Origin of the sequence: Zobellella aerophila (genome assembly GCF_039539325.1) — a bacterium.
GTDB classification, from domain to species: Bacteria; Pseudomonadota; Gammaproteobacteria; order Enterobacterales; family Aeromonadaceae; genus Oceanimonas; species Oceanimonas aerophila.
This window is the reverse complement of the sequence record NZ_BAABCX010000001.1, coordinates 1556673-1577457: the sequence shown is the minus strand read 5'-3', so window position 1 is coordinate 1577457 and position 20785 is coordinate 1556673. Positions and strand designations below refer to the sequence as shown.

General features: G+C 47.2%; 18 protein-coding genes and 3 pseudogenes. All 21 read left to right on the top strand.

Going from position 1 to position 20785, the window contains the following annotated elements:
• Positions 1 to 918: 918 nt before the first annotated feature.
• Positions 919 to 2112, top strand: coding sequence for an outer membrane beta-barrel protein (locus tag ABD806_RS07315; protein ID WP_344956292.1), 1194 nt, complete (start codon positions 919 to 921; stop codon positions 2110 to 2112).
• A 140-nt stretch (positions 2113 to 2252) separates the two neighbouring features.
• Positions 2253 to 2735, top strand: a complete 483-nt coding sequence (locus ABD806_RS07310) for a polysaccharide biosynthesis/export family protein (RefSeq protein ID WP_344956290.1) — start codon at positions 2253 to 2255, stop codon at positions 2733 to 2735.
• An 8-nt stretch (positions 2736 to 2743) separates the two neighbouring features.
• Positions 2744 to 4948 (top strand): GumC family protein, encoded by a 2205-nt coding sequence (locus ABD806_RS07305; protein WP_344956288.1) that lies wholly within the window; start codon positions 2744 to 2746, stop codon positions 4946 to 4948.
• A gap of 3 nt (positions 4949 to 4951) precedes the next feature.
• Complete coding sequence (locus tag ABD806_RS07300) at positions 4952 to 5698, top strand: tyrosine-protein phosphatase (protein WP_344956286.1); 747 nt, start codon at positions 4952 to 4954, stop codon at positions 5696 to 5698.
• Entirely contained in the window at positions 5695 to 6336 is a 642-nt protein-coding gene (locus ABD806_RS07295) for a hypothetical protein (protein ID WP_344956284.1), read from the top strand. Before ABD806_RS07300 ends, ABD806_RS07295 begins: the two co-directional genes overlap by 4 nt.
• Positions 6337 to 6977: 641 nt before the next feature.
• The gene (locus tag ABD806_RS07290) at positions 6978 to 7193 is read left to right on the top strand and encodes a hypothetical protein (protein WP_344956282.1); all 216 of its coding nucleotides are present in this window, start codon (positions 6978 to 6980) and stop codon (positions 7191 to 7193) included.
• The gene (locus ABD806_RS07285; RefSeq protein WP_344956280.1) at positions 7157 to 7327 is read left to right on the top strand and encodes a hypothetical protein; all 171 of its coding nucleotides are present in this window, start codon (positions 7157 to 7159) and stop codon (positions 7325 to 7327) included. Before ABD806_RS07290 ends, ABD806_RS07285 begins: the two co-directional genes overlap by 37 nt.
• Before the next feature lie 210 nt (positions 7328 to 7537).
• Entirely contained in the window at positions 7538 to 8461 is a 924-nt protein-coding gene (galU, locus tag ABD806_RS07280; RefSeq protein WP_344956278.1) for a UTP--glucose-1-phosphate uridylyltransferase GalU, read from the top strand.
• Between the two features lie 89 nt (positions 8462 to 8550).
• Positions 8551 to 9885, top strand: a complete 1335-nt coding sequence (locus ABD806_RS07275; protein ID WP_344956276.1) for a UDP-glucose dehydrogenase family protein — start codon at positions 8551 to 8553, stop codon at positions 9883 to 9885.
• Entirely contained in the window at positions 9885 to 11000 is a 1116-nt protein-coding gene (locus ABD806_RS07270) for a dTDP-glucose 4,6-dehydratase (RefSeq protein WP_344956274.1), read from the top strand. Before ABD806_RS07275 ends, ABD806_RS07270 begins: the two co-directional genes overlap by 1 nt.
• A gap of 74 nt (positions 11001 to 11074) precedes the next feature.
• Positions 11075 to 11690, top strand: a pseudogene (rfbD, locus tag ABD806_RS07265) (dTDP-4-dehydrorhamnose reductase); the annotation flags it as partial.
• A pseudogene (locus tag ABD806_RS07260) lies at positions 11638 to 12020 on the top strand (transposase); the annotation flags it as partial. The pseudogenes rfbD and ABD806_RS07260, both read left to right, overlap by 53 nt.
• Positions 12021 to 12161: 141 nt before the next feature.
• Positions 12162 to 13040, top strand: a complete 879-nt coding sequence (gene rfbA, locus ABD806_RS07255) for a glucose-1-phosphate thymidylyltransferase RfbA (protein WP_344956272.1) — start codon at positions 12162 to 12164, stop codon at positions 13038 to 13040.
• 27 nt (positions 13041 to 13067) lie between these two features.
• Positions 13068 to 13625: pseudogene (rfbC, locus tag ABD806_RS07250) on the top strand (dTDP-4-dehydrorhamnose 3,5-epimerase).
• Positions 13622 to 14527 (top strand): glycosyltransferase family 2 protein, encoded by a 906-nt coding sequence (locus tag ABD806_RS07245; RefSeq protein ID WP_344956270.1) that lies wholly within the window; start codon positions 13622 to 13624, stop codon positions 14525 to 14527. The pseudogene rfbC and the gene ABD806_RS07245 overlap by 4 nt, the downstream one beginning before the upstream one ends.
• A complete protein-coding gene (locus ABD806_RS07240) occupies positions 14524 to 15603 on the top strand; it encodes a glycosyltransferase family 4 protein (RefSeq protein ID WP_344956267.1) in 1080 nt (359 codons plus the stop codon). Before ABD806_RS07245 ends, ABD806_RS07240 begins: the two co-directional genes overlap by 4 nt.
• A gap of 1 nt (position 15604) precedes the next feature.
• Positions 15605 to 16375, top strand: a complete 771-nt coding sequence (locus tag ABD806_RS07235; RefSeq protein WP_344956265.1) for a glycosyltransferase family protein — start codon at positions 15605 to 15607, stop codon at positions 16373 to 16375.
• Complete coding sequence (locus tag ABD806_RS07230) at positions 16353 to 17582, top strand: lipopolysaccharide biosynthesis protein (RefSeq protein WP_344956263.1); 1230 nt, start codon at positions 16353 to 16355, stop codon at positions 17580 to 17582. Before ABD806_RS07235 ends, ABD806_RS07230 begins: the two co-directional genes overlap by 23 nt.
• Positions 17551 to 18567, top strand: coding sequence for an ATP-grasp domain-containing protein (locus tag ABD806_RS07225; protein WP_344956260.1), 1017 nt, complete (start codon positions 17551 to 17553; stop codon positions 18565 to 18567). The genes ABD806_RS07230 and ABD806_RS07225 overlap by 32 nt, the downstream gene beginning before the upstream one ends.
• Entirely contained in the window at positions 18542 to 19582 is a 1041-nt protein-coding gene (locus ABD806_RS07220) for a glycosyltransferase family 4 protein (protein WP_344956258.1), read from the top strand. The genes ABD806_RS07225 and ABD806_RS07220 overlap by 26 nt, the downstream gene beginning before the upstream one ends.
• A complete protein-coding gene (locus ABD806_RS07215) occupies positions 19566 to 20738 on the top strand; it encodes a hypothetical protein (protein WP_344956256.1) in 1173 nt (390 codons plus the stop codon). Before ABD806_RS07220 ends, ABD806_RS07215 begins: the two co-directional genes overlap by 17 nt.
• Positions 20739 to 20785 lie beyond the last annotated feature (47 nt).

Below are 20785 nucleotides of genomic sequence, written 5' to 3'. Positions count from 1 at the left end.
GACGCACACCTTCCTGGCTCATGCCCAAGCGGGAGTGCAACCACAATGTGGTTAAAATAACCATGCTCCAAAAATATTCTGTAGCACAAGACAGACAATATGGGGGTGGTGTGCTGAGCGACAAAAAACAGTTCCGATTGTATATCTCCCCATAACAGTGAGCAATCTGCTTTATGCAAATTTCATAAAAGTAAAATGAAAGCAGGGGGTAAAAAATGCGGGATTAAGGCCGGATTAATGTAAAAACGTCGGCGAGCCCAAACTACAGGAGGCGGCTAACAACTGGGTAGCGGATGGCGATGTTACAAAGATGTTGCTTTTTGCTGGTGGGCTAACGCCTTTGCAGGGCTGACCAGGTAACCAATTTATTCCCGGCCCTTTATTCATCGGCTCCTATTGGTGTAGAATGCCGGCCGGAATGGCGTGGTAAAAAATAAAAAAATATATAACTGATTGAATTTAAAATTTTTTTGTGTTTAGTGACGGATCCGGTTTGCCATTGAAATGTCATTTTCCCGCGCTAGGCTGTCGGACGAACATTTTGCTGCGTTTTGTCCCTGAATTGGCGGTGGTGGGTGGCTTGAGTGTTTTTTGAACAAATTGGGTGGCGCAAAACCGGGGCGGGTTGTTCAAAAAGCACTCTTTTGCCGAGCGGGAAAAATGCAAAAGAGAATGTTTAAGAGAATTGAGGTGGATATTTTCTGACCAGGGTGGCACCGGCCGATTGGCTATTTCATATTCAGGCGCTCGCCAGGGGGAGGGCGGTGGCGCTAGCGAGTCGGAATTAACCCCAAAAATGACGGTTATTTAGAAAAATATAAATTAATAAAAACGCGTCCAATACCCCTTGCAAGCTGTAACCATAAAGGGATTGCACATTTTTTAGTGGAATAGATACAGGTGAAGGAATCCTGATTTATGAGCAAACAAAAGGCACTGTTTACTCTGTCGGCGGTGGCAACCGGCATTATCTTTGCGGGCCAGGCAAGCGCCATAGAGCCGCAACCCATAGATCTTGGCGGTGTTGGCCTGGTGCCCACCCTTAAAATCAGTGAAACCTATGATGACAACATCTGGGAAGCCCCCGAGGGTGACGACAAGCGCTCATCCTGGGTGACCAGTGTCGAGCCCAGCCTGACCCTGGCGGCCCGTGATCGGCTGAACATCTATCAGCTTAATTACCGCCTGAATAACTCTACCTATCACTCCAGCCAGGAAGACGATCACACCGATCATTTCCTGCGTGCCGACAGCCATATGGAATTCAGCGCCCGTCACCGCCTGGATCTTAATGCCGGCTACAACAAGCAGCAGGACACCCGCGACAGCACCAACCGCGACAATGATGAAGTGGGCAACAAATACCACAGCACCAACGTCGGCGGTCTCTATGGCTTTGGCGCCCAAACGGCCAAGATGCAGCTGGAACTGGGCGCCAACCAGGAGTGGCGCAAATACGATAATAACCGCGACAGCGGCTCACTGACCCGTGAAAAAGACAGGGACACCCTGAGCCTGGTCACCACCGGCTATTATCGGGTGGCGCCCAAGACCCGGCTGCTGGCCGAAGTCCAGTACAATGATTACGACTACGACACCAACACCCTGGACAGTGAAGGCTACCGCTACCTGGTGGGTGCGACCTGGGATGCGACCGCCAAGACCACGGGTACCGTTAAGGTGGGTTTTGAAGAGAAAGACTTTAAAGATCCGTCCAAGAACGATCCGGACAACAGCACCTGGGAAGTGGGCATGACCTGGTCGCCACTGACCTATTCCCGCGTGTTGCTCAATACCCGCAGCCGCGCCGAAGAAGGCAGCTCCACCGAAAACTTCGTGGACACCACCAGCTACGGCATCAGCTGGGAACACGACTGGACTGACCGCGTCACCTCCAACCTGGGTTACAGCTTTACCGACAAGGACTACGAAGGCGGCAGCAACAACGGCCGTAACGATGAGCTGGACAGCTACAACCTGGGCGTGAACTACAAGATGCGCCGCTGGCTGGATCTGGGCGTTGGCTACAGCTTTAAAGACAACAGCTCCACCGACGCTAACAGCGCCTTTGATCGCAACCAGGTGTTCTTTAACGCCAACGTTAGCCTGTAAGCGTGGTTAACCGGCCCGCCAGGCCTCGGCCCGGCGGGCATTAGCTATTTGTTTTTCAGCCAATAAACAGGAAGCAGTAAACGATGAAAGTGATACACACACTTTGCATCTTGTTGGTGTGGGCCCTCACAGCAGGCGCTGTGCAGGCACAAAGCAACGACTCGAAATATGCCCTGGGATCGGGCGACCTGATCCGGGTGAGTGTATTTGGTGAAGAAGGCCTGAGTTTTGACCAGATCCGGCTTAACGACGCCGGCACTTTCTCTTATCCGTTTCTTGGCTCGGTCAACGCCAAAGGCAAAACCGCTAAAGAGGTGGAAAACCTGATCGCCGGCGGACTGCGCGGCGACTATTTGATCGATCCCAAGGTGTCGGTCAGTATCCTTGAATACCGGGAATTTTATGTAAACGGCGAAGTGCGTACCCCCGGCGGTTATCCGTTTCAGCCCGGTATGACCCTGCGCAAAGCCGTGGCCCTGGCCGGTGGCTTTAGTGAACGGGCCTCGCGCAGCGCCTATTTCATTATCCACGACAATGATCTGAGCCGCACGCCGCAAAAAGCCTTTTTAGACACCCCCGTCATGCCTGGCGACATCATCACCATTGAGCAGAGCTTCTTCTAAGCATGGACATGAGCAAATTCCCCGGATTTAACCAACAGGACCAGAGCGCGGACGACGAAATCGATCTGCGTCAGCTTTGGCTGAGCATTTATCGCCGCAAATGGAGCATTATCAGCCTGACCCTGGTGGTGGCCATGCTCAGCGTGTTGGTGGTGTTCAATATCACGCCCATCTACCGGGCCAGCGCCACCCTGTTGATAGAAAACAAGTCGGCCAACGTGGTGTCTATCGAACAGGTTTACGGCATAGACGGCGCCGGCAGCGAATATCTGCAAACCCAGTTTGAACTGCTCAAGTCCCGGGCCATGGCCGAGCGGGTGGTGCGCCAGTTGAACCTGGAGACCCACCCGGAATTCGACCCTCGCCAACAGCCGGCGCCCCTGGTTGACTGGCGCGGCCTGATAAAAGGCGTGTTGCCCACCTTGCCGGTCGATTTGGAAGCACCGGCTCCCCTGAGCGAAGCACAGATTTTTGATGCGGTGGTGCGCGCCTTTCGCGAACGCATTAGCGTGTCTCCCCAGGGCAAGACCCAGCTGGTGGAAGTGAGCGTGGAAATGGCCGATGCCGCCACCGCCGCCCTGGCCGCCAATGCCCTGGCCGACGGCTATATCGAAAGCCAGCTGGAAGCCAAGCTGGACATGACCCAAACCGCCACCAGCTGGATGAACGAGCGTCTGGGCGGCCTGAAAAACAGCCTGGATGAGTCCGAACGCCGCCTACAGGCGTTTCTGGAGCAGGAAAACCTGTTGAATCTGGGGGGCATTACCACCGTCAGCGCCAGCGAGCTGAGCAACACGGGGGAACGGCTGACCGACGCCAAGCGCGAGCGCAACGCGGCCGAGAGCATGTATCGGCAGGTATCAGCGATCAGCGGCTCCGACTATCGTCGCTTGTCCAGCGTGCCGGCGGTGATCGCCGACCCTGTGGTGGCGCAGTTCAAGGCGGCAGAAGCCACCGCCAGTGCCAAGGTGCAGGAGCTGAGCCGCCGCTATGGCCCCAAACACCCGGCGATGATCGCCGCCCAGACCGACCTGAACTCCGCCCGGGAAAGCCTCAAGGCCCAGGTGGAGCAGGTGGTGGGCGCCATCGAAAACAACTACCGGCTGGCGATGGCCAACGAGCAGGGTCTGCAGAGCTCATTTGAGCAAAACAAAGAGCAGATCCAAAACATCAGCCGCAACGAGTTCCGACTGCGTGAACTGCAGCGCGAAGTGGAAACCAACCGCTCCCTGTACGACACCTTTATGACCCGGCTGAAAGAAACCACGGCCACCCAGGATCTGGAAACCGTCAACGCCCGGGTAGTCGACCGTGCCGTGGTGCCGGAATCTCCCGTTAAGCCCAAGAAAAGCCTGATCGTCGCCCTGGCGACCATGCTGGCGCTGATGCTGGGCATGGGCCTGGCGCTGCTGCTGGATATGCTCAACAACACCTTTAAAGGCACCGCCGATATCGAAAGCAAGCTGAACCTGCCGGTGCTGGGCATTATCCCGCTGCTGAAAGGCAAGGCCGGCAACGTGGCGCGGCAGTTCAGCCATGGCAAGGACAAGGCGTTTGCCGAGTCGGTACGCACCATCCGCACCGGCCTGGTGCTGTCGGGCATGGACAATCCCTACAAGGTGACGGTGATCACCTCGTCGGTGCCCGGCGAGGGTAAGAGCTCGGTATCCAGCAACCTGGCCATGGCCCTGGGGCAGATGGACAAAGTGTTGTTGATCGATGCGGACATGCGCCGCCCGACCGTGGCCAAGAACTATGAGTTTGCGGTGGGCACCCCCGGCCTGGCCAACCTGATTGCCGGCACCGCCCAGCTTAAGGACTGCATTCAGCAGGCCGACGGCATCGATGTGATGACCGCCGGCATGGTGCCGCCCAATCCGCTTGAGCTGCTGTCATCCGAGCGCTTTACCAAGCTGCTGGCCCAGCTGAGCGAGCAGTATGACCGCATTATCATCGACTCGGCGCCGACCCAGGCGGTGAGCGATGCCCTGGTGCTGGCCCAGCATGCCAACGCGGTGATTTATGTGGTGAAGAGCGAGTCGACCGCCATTCCCCATGTCAAGGCCGGCATCGGCAAGCTGCTGCAACTGGGCGCGCCGGTCAAGGGCGTGGTGCTCAACCAGCTGGACGTGAAAAAAGCCGCCAAATACGGCTACAGCTATGGTGGTTATTACGATTACTACGGCTACAGCAAAACCACGGCCGAGGCATAAAAGATGGGCGCACGGCTTGTTGACATCCATAACCATCTGCTGCCGGGCATAGACGACGGCGCCGCCGATCTGACCGATGCGCTGGCGCTGGCGCGGGCGGCGGTGGCTGATGGCATCAGCCACTGCGTGTGCACCCCGCATATGCAGCCGGGCAAGTTCGACAACGACCGTGCCTCTATTAGTGCCGCCTTTCATCTGCTTAAGGCGGCATTAACAGAGCAAGACATCCCCCTGAACATCGCCATGGCCGCCGAAGTGCGTTTTGGCCTGGAAGTGATGCAGCAGGTGCTGGCCAATGAGATCCCATTTCTGGGCCAATGGCAGGGCAAACCGGTGCTGCTGCTGGAGTTCCCCCACAATGACATCCCCTTCGGCGCCGACAAGCTCACCCAGTGGCTGTTTAAGCAGGGGATTTGGCCTATGATCGCCCACCCGGAACGCAACCGGGGCGTGCAGGAGAGCCAGCGCAAGCTGACCCCCTTCATTAACCAGGGATGCCTGTTTCAGGTGACCGCCGGCTCGGTAACCGGTTATTTCGGCCAACCCAGCCGGCGACTGGCGGAGCAATTGCTGAAAGAAGGCATTGTGACCGCGCTGGCCTCCGACGCCCACAACCTGCAATACCGGCCGCCCATGTTGAAACAGGGCAGGCTCGCCGCCGCAGCGATAATAGGGGAGGTGGCCGCCATGCAACTGGCCAGTGTAAACCCCTGGGCCATCAGTGAATCGCTGTTCAGGGAGCAGGCATGAAACACAAGCTGCCCCTGTTTGCCCTGTTGCTGAGCGCACTTGCCTTAAGCGTGATTGGTGGGCAAATGCTGCTGGCCGGAGTCTGGCAATATCAGACCGATCTGTTCCTTGACGACTGGGCACAAAAAGGCCGGCAGCCGGAGCCTTTGGCCTGGATGGTTGCCGAGCAGGCGGCCCAAGGTGCCGTTGCCATCTATCCGGTGGCGAACGGCGACTACCTGGATCGCCTGGGCCGGGTGTATGACTGGCAACAGCTCAGCGAGCCCATCGGCAGCCCCCTGGCCAAGGCCAGCCGTGAACAGGCGGTTACCGCCTATCGAACCTCATTGCAAGCCCGCCCCAACTGGCCCTTCAGCTGGAATCAGCTGGCTACCGCCAAACTCCGCCAGGGCGAGCTGGATGACGAATTCAAGCAGGCGCTAGAAAAGGGCTTTAACCTGGGCCCCTGGCGGCCAATAGCCTACCAGCAAACCGCCTACCTGGGTCTGGTGAGCTGGCACACCTTAAATGCGCAAGAACAACAAACGGTAACCAACGCCATCCACCATGCCCTGACGCATACAACACAGAGCAAGCGGCAAACAGAACAATTGCTAAGCCGCCTGCAGCGTACAGATTTGATGGCAGCAGGGGAATAGCCTATAGAAGGGCCGACCCCGGGCCGATTGGCCGTAAGGCCACATAAACATGCCCAGGCATCTGTAGGAGGCTCTACCCCGAGCCGATTGGCCGAAGGCCCTATAAAACAAAAAGGAATCAGCAGCAGGATGCTCCAACTTATCCTGAGCGTTTCCAAACAATCAAGCACCAGGGTCAGGGGGACGCACCAATAAACCCTAAGGGCGGTAGCGTGCCTGAATTCCACTCTTCCAGCTTGCCCTGCTACAAAATACGGCAAAACAATATTAGTTACTCATTTGAATACAATCACTTTAATGCCTTATTTCTTCTTATAGCGTCTAGTTCGGATTTTTGTTCCGACGAGCAAGGTTCCCGGCCGACAGCAGCACATCATCACTATCCTGAAAAAGCACTTTGGCCGGTAAACCGACATCTGGCTGTTGGGCTCACGGAGAGACGATCAACCCAGGTGCGGGGATATTGATCTGTATATAGAGCCCGAGAAGCAGGCAGCCGATGACATCGTCAACGCCAGGTTCAAAGCCATGGCCGAGCTGCACTTGACTCTGGGCGACCAAAAAATAGACCTGCTGATCAACCGCAGGCAGGGGCCTCGGCTCGACATTTATGAAATAGCAAAAGCCACGGGGATACGGCTATGAACAATGTTGTATTCAAAGGTACGCTGGAAATATGCGATCTGCATGCAGAACGACTCAGCTGGGCCATGAACACCCTGTCGGTACCGCGGCCGTTTACCCCGGAAAAGCTAAACCAGCTTACCGCCATCGATATGGCCGTGGTAGATCAGTTCATCGTGCGCTTTTCCAAGCTGCCATGGGCGCCAAATTACTACCCGGCATACTGGAGCTGACCAAGGAGCAGGGCGCCTTGGCGACCTTTATCGACAAGCTGAACCGCCTCGAAAAAATCGGCGCCCTGAGCAGCGCGGAGCAATGGCTGGAACTAAGGGAAATGCGCAACCAGTTTGCCCACGACTACCCGTAAAGTGCCGACATACAAGCCAGCCTGCTCAACAAGGTCTTCAGTCTGAGTGAGCAAATTCTGCAAATATTGCAAAATCTGAAAACCTTTGCACAACCTTACATGCAGCTTCCGTAGATCGGGCCTTGGCCCGACAATATCGCGGCGAGGTACCGCTCCCACAAGGCCCGACAATATTGAGGCTTTCCCAATAAAAAACACGGAATAAAAATAATGATGAAAGCCATCATCCCAGTGGCTGGCCTGGGCACCCGCATGCTGCCCGCCACCAAAGCCATCCCCAAAGAAATGCTGCCCATAGTAGATAAACCCTTGATCCAATATGTGGTGAGCGAAGCGGTAGCGGCAGGGATTAAAGAAATCATCCTGGTGACCCATTCCAGTAAAAATTCCATAGAGAACCACTTCGACACCAGCTTCGAGCTGGAGGCAACGCTGGAGAAACGGGTAAAACGCCAGCTGCTGGACGAAGTCCGTGCCATCTGCCCAAGCGACGTGACCATTATGCATGTGCGCCAGGGTGTGGCCAAAGGCCTGGGCCACGCGGTGCAGTGTGCCTGGCCGCTGGTAGGTGACAATCCCTGTGTGGTGCTGTTGCCGGATGTGCTGATAGACGATACTGCCTCCGATTTAAGCAAAGACAACCTGGCCCAAATGCTGTCCCGCTTCAACGACACCCACCGCAGCCAGATAATGGTAGAGCCGGTCGCGCAGGATCAGGTTAGCCAATATGGCATTGCCGACTGCATGGGCCATATGCTTGCCAGCGGTGAAAGCAAGCTGATCACCGGTATAGTGGAAAAACCCAAAACAGAAGATGCCCCCTCCAACCTGGCGGTGGTCGGCCGCTATGTATTAAGCGCCGCCATCTGGCCATTGCTGGCCAAAATCGCCCCCGGCGCAGGAGACGAAATTCAGCTTACCGATGCCATAGCGACGCTGATGGAACAAGAACAGGTAGAAGCCTACCGCATAGTCGGCAAAAGCCACGACTGCGGCAGCAAACTGGGCTATATGCAGGCCAATGTGGAATATGCTTTGCGTCACCCCGAGCTGGGTCAGGCCTTCGGCCAATACCTGCAGCAGTTTGCAAACTACACAGAAACGGCTGTAAAAATAGCGGTCGGATCGGAATAATTCAGTAGGAGGCCCGATCCTGGGTCGATAAACCAGGCAATTGGGGATTTACCATTCCCTAATCACCATTCCCAATAAATGGATAAATCATGAAAGTAACCGTATTTGGCACCGGCTACGTAGGCCTGGTACAGGGCGCCGTGCTGGCAGAGGTCGGTCACGATGTTATCTGTGTAGATATAGACCAAGCCAAGGTCGATAACCTTAAACAAGGCATCATCCCCATTTATGAACCGGGGCTGGGCAACCTGGTCAAGCAAAACCATGCGGCCGGTCGCCTTAACTTCACCACCAACGCCGAGCTGGGCGTGCAACATGGCGATATCCAGTTTATTGCCGTGGGCACCCCGCCGGATGAAGACGGCTCCGCCGATTTGCAATATGTGCTAAAGGTGGCCGAAACCATCGCCACCCATATGCAAGGCCATAAGGTGGTGGTGGATAAATCCACGGTGCCGGTAGGCACAGGTGACAAGGTTAGTGCCAAAATCACCGAGGTACTGGCGAAGTCGGGCCGCGAAGAGTTCAGCTTCGATGTGGTTTCCAATCCCGAGTTTTTAAAAGAAGGCTCGGCGGTGGCCGACTGCATGCGCCCGGACCGCATTATCATCGGCACCAGCAGCGAACAGGCAGAAGAGCTGATGCGCGAGTTGTATACGCCCTTTAACCGCAACCACGAAAAAGTCATTGTCATGGATGTGCGCAGTGCCGAGCTGACCAAATATGCTGCCAACTGCATGCTGGCCACCAAGATCAGCTTTATGAACGAAATGGCCAACCTGGCCGAACAACTGGGTGCGGATATCGAAATGGTGCGTCAGGGCATAGGCTCAGATCCGCGCATCGGCTACCATTTTATTTATCCCGGCGTTGGTTACGGCGGCTCCTGCTTCCCGAAAGACGTACAGGCTCTGATCCGTACCGCCGACAATATCGACTTCGATGCCAAAGTGCTCAAAGCGGTAGAAGCGCGCAATAACGAGCAGAAAACCACCCTGTTCCAAAAAATCAGCAAACACTTCAACGGCGAGCTTGCCGGCAAAACCTTCGCCCTGTGGGGCTTAAGCTTCAAGCCCAATACCGACGACATGCGCGAAGCCCCCAGCCGGGTGCTGATGGAAGCCCTGTGGCAGGAGGGCGCCAGGGTACAGGCCTTTGATCCGGAGGCCATGGAAGAAGCCCAGCGCATTTACGGCGAACAATGTCGTAAGGGTCAACTCACCCTGTGCGGTACCAAGGAGTCAGCCCTAAACCATGCAGATGCACTGGTGATAGTGACCGAGTGGCAGAACTTTAAAGCCCCGGACTTCACTCTGATTAAACAGCAATTGAACCTGCCACTGATTTTCGACGGCCGCAACCTGTTTGAACCCAAGCGCTTGAGCAAAAAAGGGTTTACTTACTATTCGGTGGGGCGTTGCTAATGAAAATTCTGGTTACCGGCGGCGCCGGTTTTATCGGCTCGGCCGTGATTCGCCATATCATCAACCACACCTCGGATGCAGTGGTGAATGTGGACAAGCTCACCTACGCCGGCAATCTGGAAAGCCTGGCGGAAGTGAGCGACTCTGCTCGATACGTTTTCGAGCAAGTGGATATCTGCAATCGAGCCGAGCTGGAAAGGGTATTCAACATCCACCAGCCCGATGCCGTTATGCATCTGGCGGCAGAAAGCCATGTAGACAGATCTATAGACGGCCCCGCCGCCTTTATAGAAACCAATATTGTAGGCACCTACACTCTGCTAGAAGTGGCCCGAGACTACTGGCAAGAACTGGATGATGAACGCAAGCAGGTGTTTCGCTTCCACCATATCAGCACTGACGAAGTCTACGGCGACTTGCCCCATCCTTCGGATAGCAATGTTGAATGCTTAATGCTTAATGATGAATTAAACGAACAATTAAACATTCAAAATTCAACATTAAACATTGGTTTGCCACTCTTCACTGAAGCTACCTCCTACGCTCCAAGCAGCCCTTACTCGGCATCCAAAGCTTCCAGCGATCATCTGGCGCGCGCCTGGCGGCGCACCTATGGTCTGCCCACCCTGGTGACCAACTGTTCCAACAACTACGGGCCTTACCACTTTCCGGAAAAACTAATCCCGCTGGTGATCCTCAATGCCCTGGAAGGCAAGCCACTGCCTGTTTATGGCAAGGGTGACCAAATTCGCGACTGGCTCTACGTTGAAGACCACGCTCGTGCGCTTTATAAGGTAGTCACCGAAGGCAAGGTAGGCGAAACCTATAACATCGGTGGCCACAACGAGAAAAAAAATCTGGAAGTGGTCCATACCATCTGTGAACTTCTTGATGAGCTCGTTCCCAAGACTGGATCTTATCGAAAGCAAATCACGTTTGTGAACGATCGTCCGGGTCATGATCGCCGTTATGCGATTGATGCCAGTAAGATGAGTCGTGAACTCGAGTGGAGACCGCAAGAGACCTTCGATAGTGGCATTCGTAAAACTGTGCAGTGGTACTTGGATAATCAAGGTTGGGTTCACAGTGTGAAAAATGGGGCTTATCAATCCTAGATTATGCAAAATTATGGAGAACGTGACCGATGCATATTCTGTTGTTTGGTAAAAATGAGCAACTAGGCTGAGAATTGCAACGAGCCTTGGCTCCACTGGGTAAAGTAACAGCTTTGTGTTCTGGGCCAACCGAATACTGCAGTGATTTTAGGAATCCAGCGGCAGTGACCGAAACGGTACGACGCATTCAACCTGATATTATTGTAAATGTGGCAGCTTATACAGCAGTGGATAAGGCAGAGAGTGAGCATAATATTGCCCAGTTGCTTAATGTTACCAGTGTCGAGGCGGTAGCCAAAGAAGCGCAAAAACTGGGCGCTTGGCTTATCCATTATTCTACCGATTACGTGTTTGATGGTCGTGGTCAGCATCCATGGGCAGAGACTGATACACCTGCTCCCCTTAATCTGTATGGCGACACCAAATTGGCTGGTGAACAGGCAGTGCAGATGTATTGCAACAAGTATCTTATCTTTAGAACAAGCTGGGTGTATGCAGCGCAGGGTAGTAATTTCACCAAGACCATGCTGCTGCTGCGTATTGGTAAAGTGAGAGGATATTGCAGTTATCAATGATCAGTTTGGTGCCCCTACAGGCGCTGAACTAGTTGCCGATTGTACTGCTCATGCCATCCGCGTTGCTCAACCTGCTTCGGCGCCGGTTAGATCAGGTCTCGGGCGATGGCACTTATGATACCAGGGTATGCCATCAGCTCTTGCTCAGAAAATGCAGCAAAGTGACCATTCCATCCCGTAAAAATGCGGGCAATTGGGAAGAAGGGAACTCGAGAAACGAGGCCGTCACGGCACTGAAATCAGGGAGCCTAGCTGAATGGAAAAGCACATCAGGCTGCCATCAGCGCTCACAGGCAGAAACGGCGATGTCCCGTTACAAACAGCTGGTGAGTCCCAGGCTCAGTCTGTGTAAATACAACAGTCAGGTCGGTGAAGCCTGGCTGGCGTGAAAGTCATGAACAAAGTCATAGGACTCGGTATGCTTGTTCGTCAGCCGGTCAGTTAAGGGCGTCAAGCGCAGTGGGGACAGGTTGTCCCGGCTTTGATTTAATCAACAACGCCGGTTTTTATCAAAATAGAGTGCAGATGGACCAGATAAATATTTCTTCGGTTCCTGCTGTTCAATCTCAAATAAGAAGCGATTGTTATGACAACACGTAAAGGTATTATTTTGGCCGGTGGTTCGGGTACTCGGCTCTATCCCGTTACAATGGCAGTGAGTAAGCAATTATTGCCAATCTACGATAAACCTATGATCTATTACCCGCTGAGCACTCTGATGCTGGCAGGTATTCGTGATATTTTGATCATCAGTACTCCTCAGGATACACCTCGCTTTGAGCAGCTACTGGGGGACGGTAGTCAGTGGGGGATCCATTTGCATTACAAAGTACAACCCAGCCCCGATGGCCTCGCCCAAGCGTTTATTATTGGTGAGGAGTTTATAGGCGATGATCCCTGTGCACTGGTACTGGGAGACAACATCTTCTATGGTCACGACCTGCAAAAGCAGTTAGAAGCTGCAACGGCTAAAGAGCATGGTGCAACGGTATTTGCCTACCATGTCCATGACCCTGAGCGTTACGGTGTGGTGGAATTTGATGCCTATGGTCAAGCCATCTCTCTCGAAGAGAAGCCGATAGAACCTAAGAGCAACTACGCGGTTACCGGCCTCTACTTTTACGACAATCGCGTGCTAGAAATGGCAAAACAGTTGGAGCCTTCCGCACGCGGTGAGCTGGAAATCACCGATATCAACCGCTTGTATCTGGAGCAGGAAGCGCTTTCTGTAGCCATGATGGGGAGAGGTTTTGCATGGCTAGATACCGGAACTCATGAGAGTTTGATTGACGCCAGTAATTTTATACAAACCATCGAAACACGCCAGGGGCTGAAAGTAGCTTGTCCGGAAGAGATTGCATACCGGAAGGGCTTTATTGACGCGGAACAGATCAGAGCGTTAGCGGAGCCGCTTGCGAAAAACGCGTATGGACAATATCTGCTCAAGATGGTCAGGACAAAGTAACTCTATATTTTATCGGGGAAAAGAGTAATGAATGTTGTCCGAACCAACATACCTGATGTTTTGATATCTGAGCCAAACGTCTTTGGCGGCGAGCACGGTTTTTTCTTTGAAAGTTTTAACTATAAAGAGTTTGAAAAGGCGATAGGTAGAACCCTAACCCTTGTGCAGGATAACCATTCAAAATCAAGTAAAGGTGTATTGCGTGGATTGCACTATCAATTGCCTCCCCATGCCCAAGGTAAGTTAGTGCGTTGTGTGGTAGGTGAAGTATTTGATGTTGCGGTAGACATTCGTAAAAACTCGTCAAAATTCGGTCAATGGATTGATGTTAATCTTTCAGCCGAAAATAAGCGACAGCTTTGGATACCTGAAGGATTCGCTCATGGTTTTTTAGCCTTGAGCGAAAAAGCCGAGTTTTTTTAAGCATCAGCTTGTTATTACCCCGAAAGTGAAATGAATATCAGTTGGGACAATAAGTTTCTAGCAGTAACATGGCCTCTTGAAGGTGAACCCATCTTATCTGAGAAAGATAGTGCAGCAGCTGATTGTTTTAATGATTTATTTTGTTCTGAGTTAATTTTATGATCAGTGTTTTAATCCCTTCATATAATGTTGAAAAGTACATTGATGAAGCATTGGTGAGTATCCTTAATCAATCATATCATGAACTTGAAGTTGTCATTGTTGACGACTGTTCAACTGATAGGACATATGAAATATGTCAGAAGTACGCGCGCAATGATAAGCGAATAAAATTATTTAGAAACAAAGAAAATAAAGGGATCGCCAGAACTTTAAATTTTGCACTATCACAAGCATCTGGCGAATATGTTGTTAGAATGGATGCTGATGATATATCAGTCGAAAACAGAATTGAACGTATGCATCAATTTTTGTTGGATAACTCTCATGTTGATATTGTTGGTAGTGCGACAATAACCATCAATGAGGAGGGCAAGGAGCTAGGGATATATACCCCACTAGAGTATCATGCTGATCTAATTAAAACGGTGAATTTTTCTAGTCCGCTATTACATATCTGGATGTGCAAAAAATCTGTTTATGAACGAGTGGGTACATATCGTTTTCCTCCTGTAGAAGATTATGATTTTATGCTTCGCTGCATCAATTCTGGAATAATAATTCATAATTTAATGGAGCCACTTTATAAAGTTAGAATCAGAAATGGTAATACAGCTGATTCATATGGATTCAGGCAATTGAAGGCTTTTGAATCAGCGAGTAAAGCGTATAGGGAAAATAAACTCCACGAGTTGATTATTGATTTGCAGCCCAGTCCATGCTCGGAGTGGTTATATCAAATTTCAAGAAATATTTATTTCAGTGGGGTAGCTAGTATCCGGTCTGGTGGTCGCGTTATTGGGTTGTTGATGTTGATGTTATCGGCGCTTGTATCCCCATACCAGCTGAGATATATGTACCGACGTCTTAGGTTTCAACTTTATAAGTGGAGGAAAAGTCATTGAAACAGGAAGTTCGTGTCGCATTTATTCTTCCCTCATTAGCTAACAGAGGCCCGATTATATTCACTAGGTATTTAATAGAACAGTTAGTTAAAATGATATCTTGTGTAAAGGTTTTTTATTTTGACGATATTGTTGAGGTTGATTTTCCTTGTGATTGTGAAAAAATAAATTTTCGTGATAAAATTAATTTCAGCGATTATGACATTGTTCATTCTACAATGTTTAGGCCAGATCTGTATGTGATTATGAATAAGCGCTTAATGAACAAGGTGAAATGCAAGTCAGTTAGTGGGCTTCATAATTATATTCTTGAAGATATGGTATTTAGTTATGGGAAACTGAAAGGAATAGCTATTTCTTTGTTGTGGATGTTTTTTCTAAAGCATTTCAACTCGCGTGTTTATTCATCTAGGAATATGGCTGAGCATTATCGTGATAAAATTGGTTCATTAGATGATGTGATTATCCCCTATGGTATAAGTAAGGTTAACTATAATGCCGATATACATTTGCCACATCAAAAAGAAATAATTAAATTAAAAGAACGCGGCTATTTAATTATTGGGGCAGTCGGTTTATTGATCTATCGTAAAGGATACCATCAATTGATTTCTGCATTAGTTGAATTGAAAGAACATGCTTTAGTTCTGGTAGGAGACGGTCCAGAAAAAGAGAATTTGAAACGTCAAGCTGAAGCTCTTGGTGTTGCAGAACGTGTTGTTTTTGCTGGTTTCTATGAACATTCATCACAGTACTATCAATATATCGACATTTATTGCTTGTGTTCATATTCCGAAGGGTTTGGTCTGGCTATGCTAGAGGCTTTGTCGGTGAGGTTGCCATTAGTTTGTTCTCATTTGTTAATTTACGATGAATATTTCTCCAACGAAAATGTTGCTTTCTTTACACCAGATAAAACTGATGAATTAGTTTCAGCTATTAACCTCGTAACGAATAATATGGTTTTTTACCAAGCCAGTGCCAGCAAGCTGTTTGATAAGTTTTTTGATTCAAAGATAATGGCTCATAAACATGTCGAACATTATCTTAATTGTAAAAGACAAGATGTGCACTGATATGAGAAAAGTATTTATTAGCGTTGTCTCTCATTGTCATGGAGAAGTTATTCAGAAGGTTAATTGCCTTCCTGCGTTGGCAAGATATTTTACTGTGGTTGTAAAGTCTAATGTCAAAGAAGCTTTGGAAAACTATTGTTTTGAACATGATATTTTATATTTACCACCAACCCAGGTTATGGGGTTTGGTGAAAATAATAATGTGATATTTCAATACTGTAAGCAACAGCTGGGAATGAAAGGCGAAGATTTTTTTATCCTCATTAACCCAGATGTTTATGTTAGTTTTTCCGCTATCTCTACTTTGATTTCAGAAATGGAGAGTGCTGATGTTTCATGTGCTACTATCAATCTTTTTCGTGATTACGAGATGACAATACATGACTATTCAGTCAGGAATTTCCCTGGTTTATTTGATTTTATATCCAGTTATATTGGGCTAAAAAATAAGACAAAAATTGTCAAAGAAGAAATTTTCTCGCCCTGTTTAGTTGATTGGGCTGCTGGCTCATTTCTTGCGTTTGAAAGTGATAAGTATGAACTCGTCGGCGGGTTTGATGAGAAATATTTTATGTATTGTGAGGATATTAATATTTTTTTTAGACTAAAAAAACAAGGGTACCCACTTGTTTTTTTTCCAGATATAAAAGCAGTGCATCTCGCCCAGCATAAAAATAGAAAATTATTCTCTATGCATTTTTTTTGGCACGCGAAAAGTGTGATTAGATACTTGATAGATAAGATAACATATGATCTTAAAAAGCACTTTTAATGCTCTATTTAAATTAATCAGCGGTAATGCTTTTTCTCAGATTGTTGTCATTGTTGGTACGCCATTTCTGACCAGAGTTTATAGTCCATCAGAATTCGGTATTCTGGCGGTTGTCAATTCATTTATTATGGTTCTCGGAGTTATTAGTTCTGGTCGTTATGATCAGTTAATGTATAGGTATAAGAGCCAGGAAGATCGTGCCAGATGTTATTCAAATGGATTGGTTCTTTCTCTAGGGACATCCTTCTTAGTTTTAGTAGTATCAGGGGGGTTGGTTAGTTGTAGAGTGATTGATTTACCCTTCTTGTTACTGGCGCCGCTGCTTTTATCATTTTCTATTTATCAGATATATGTATCTTTGTTAAGTGTGGATGGGCATTATCACTCGATCATCTATTCTAATATTGTTCGCTCTGTTGTACTCATTATTTCTCAATATGCGTTATCAGAACTTGATGTTTTTGGTCTTATTGTTGGATTGTTGTTGTCGCAAATATCATCGATGTTTGTTTTGATCTTTTTTTACCACTTTAAAGCTGGTCTAACGTTAAAAATAAGTTGTGGTTTTTTCGACTTTAAAGATGCAATTTTTAGCTCACTTCAATCTTTAGCCAACTCATTTTCATCGCAATTGCCAGTTATATTCATTCCATATTTTTTCGGATTATCTGTGTTGGGTTACTATAGTCTTGCCATTCGATTGACCCAATTGCCAATTACTTTTCTCTCTAATGCTGCTAGACCGTTCATCATGGGGGAGCTAAGTAGGCATAAGGACCAATATCATGTCGTGTATCGTGTCTTGAAATGGGGTTCATTAGGGTTGCTGGCTTCTGGTATTTTCGGTATTTTTTTAGTCAATCTATATGGTGAAACATTTTTTGTTATATATGCGGGAAAGGAGTGGGTGATGTCTGGCGAAATTGCATCTGCTCTTTCATTTTGGCTGTTGATTGCTTTTGCCAATATTATTGCGACATCATATCTCACCGTAAGTGCAAAATTTAAAGAGCTATTCTATTATGATTTTTCACTTTTACTTACTCGCGGAGGGGTGGTCTTAGCTTGCTATATGTACTCTATAACATTCATCGACTTTATATATTTATATTCGTATATTGGTATGCTATTCAATTTTTTAATCATCTATTATGCTATAAATATAGGTAAACGACATGAGAGAAGTACTGATTGTAACGACACCTGATGGCTTTTTTGCTCAAAAAGAAATGCCGTGGAGTAGCATGGATGTTTCGAAAGTTTCTGCTGGGCTAGGAGCGAAAGGTTTTCATGTTACAACGGTTGATTTTGATTATATCAAAAATAATATTTCGGCTATCAAAGATAAAATAATTATTTACACAAGTTCTCAACGTACGGAACACAAACGATACATTGAAGATGTTATGTATTTTCTTAAAGATAGTAATTTTTTGATTCCAAGTTACGAGGCGTTAAAGGCTCACGATAATAAAGGGTTTCAGTTGCTACTGAATGCAAAGTATATTCTTAATGTTATTCCTGGCACTTATATCGCCGATGTAAGTGAAATTAATCAAGAGCAAAATTATCCCTGTGTGTTCAAACCGGCAAATGGAGCTTCGTCAACTGGTGTTGCTATTGTTAATAACATTAATGAAATTCGCCAGAAAGTAAATGGTTGGCTGGATTTTTCTCTACGGGATCTGAAAAAAATAATTAAAAAACACATTATTCCCTTTCGGTATAATTCAGAGTGGGAAAACTATTTAGACTTCGGGAAGAAACGATTTATTTTACAGAAGTTTATGCCGGGATTGACGTGTGATTACAAAGTTTTGATATTTGGTGACAAGTTCTATGCCCTTAAGCGTTTTGTCGCCAAGAATGATTTTCGAGCTAGTGGTAGTGGTTTACACTCGCGAGATTTTGATGGTGAATTAGAAATGGTTCTGGAGCAGGCCTATCAATTTTCACGGAGATTCCGTTCTCACATTTATTCTTTGGATATTTGTGTCGCTGATGGAGAAACATGGATTATTGAGTTTCAGTTTACTCATGTTGGCCCGGTGACACTGTCTGAATCACCATTTTATTTTGTTCGAGCTCAAAACGGCGTCTGGAATAAAGTCATGAAAGTGAGTGATCTTGAAGATGAGTTTGTTCTTTCTATAACTGGTTATATTCATGAAAATACTGCACTTTGTTCATAATTATTTTGGTTTCAGTGGTGCTAGTCGTCAAGCTAAAAGTGTTGTTTCCAATATTGCCAGCAATTATTCTGATATCGAGCAGCGTTTTTTCACACTGACGGCTAGCCAAAGTCAGCTAGCGAGCAACGATTTTATCGTGTATTCATCTGTTCCCAATCTATGGAGCCGTTGCTGGAAATTTCTACTCGTTTTAATAAAATTTAGACCTGAGGTGGTGCATTTCCATGGGGCTGACTTTGCGTTACTGCTGCTGTGTAAAATAATGGGTGTCCGTGTATATTGGAAGACGACTCTATTTGGTAGTGATGATTTCGACACTCTAACTCGTGGGCGTGGTGGGAAAGTAAAACGTTTTTTACTGCGGTTTATCGATGTAAACAATACTTTGACAAAGCAAATATATAACGTTAATTCTCGATACCTGCCATCTTCTCGATTAGTAACGATTCCCAATGGTGTCATGATTCCGAATGAGGGATGTATTCAGAGGAAGAGCAAGGTTGCGATCATCATGTCAGCAATTATTCCCCGGAAAGCTGTTTTGGAAGGGATCCATTTTTTTAATGAGTATTTACGAACGCATAATTATACGTTATATGTTATTGGACCTGATTCATCAGCTTTAGATGGTTATGAACGTGATTATGTCCAGGCCTGCCATCAATTGGCAGATGATCAGGTTATCTTTTTGGGGGAATTACAACATGAAGAGGCTCTTTCTTATTTTTCCAAGGCGAAATTTTTAATCCATCTATCGCGACAAGAGGGAATGCCAAATGTTGTGCTTGAAGCAATGGCTTATGCTGTTTTCCCTATTATTTCCGACATGGATGGGCTTGCCAATGAACTTATTTCGCAAAATAAATCTGGTATTAATATAGATTGTGTTGACGGAATTAAACTGCCATTGTTAATGTTTTCTAATAATGAAGGAAGAAAGGCTGTAATTAGTAACCATAGCTTTGAAGTTGTAGCGTCTCAAACGATGGATGTGTATTTTGGAAAACAACAGTGATAACTTTGCAATGAGTCAAATTAGAGAGTATAAGGAAGTTGGTTTTTTGGGGAGGTTGTGGATTTTGTCATGTGGGTTTTATTTGACTCAGTTACTTCCCATTAGTCCTGTACATATTTCTTTTGTTATTGTTTTTTCTTTTATTTTTATTGGGTTTTTGAAAGAGCGTAAAGCTCTTGTAGATCGTTCTTTTTTGCTTCTGTCATCAATTTCCTTTGTTGCTTTGTTTTTGTGTTTTAATTCACCTGCGCCGATAGCGTTGAATCTTATTGTTTCAATATTATCTTTTTTTATTGTCGGTGTCTTGTTTAAAAGGCGCTCCATTGGGGCTTTTTTTGTTTTAGTCGTTTTTTTTTCTTATTCATTGTTGTTTAATATTGATGCTCTTTGGCGAATTATACATCCTGAATTATATGATTTAGAAAAGCTAGAATCGCTGGGTGTTGGCTTTCAAGTATATAAGGCTAATTCGTTCATGTACACAGATTCTAATTATGTTGGGATAGAGTCTCTGGCATTTTTATCAGTATTTATCTACTTGTTTCGCAATGCTGAACTTAATGGTTACTTATTTTTATTCTATGTTTTTGTTTTTCTGATGCTGACATTATCTTTGTTGTTGACATTTTCACGCTCCGCTTACTTTGGTTGCTTGTTGTTATTTTTTGTTTGTTCTTTTATGAATGGTAAAAGGAATGCGTATTTATTGTTATTTTTTTCACCATTGATATGCTGGCTTTCATTCGAGTTTGTTTCTGAGCTTCTTTCTAATGATGTTAGTTTTTCTAGTAAATTCCATATTATTGAGTTGACTTTTGATTATATAGAACGCTCATCGTGGTTTGAGTTTTTTTTCGGTGTGGGGTTAGGTAATGCAGTTAATGCAATAGGGATAGGTTCTCACAATATCCTGATTACTTTTTTAATCGAAACAGGTGTTGTTGGATTTGTTTTTTTTGTTTCTATTAATGTTTTTTTAATGTTTAAGTTGAAGTCTGACTTTCTTATTATAGCTCTTCCGTTTATGATTTCTTCTTTGTCTCTTGGTTCTACGGCTATTCCATACTATTTTTCGTTGGTTTCCATTTGTATTTTGCATCGTTCCGGCTTTCTGGTTGTTACTGGTTTAAATTCATCCGTTGTTAAAAATACTTGACGACGGGTATGGTAAAGGAGGTCTCTCCATTCATTGTTAAAACTTGT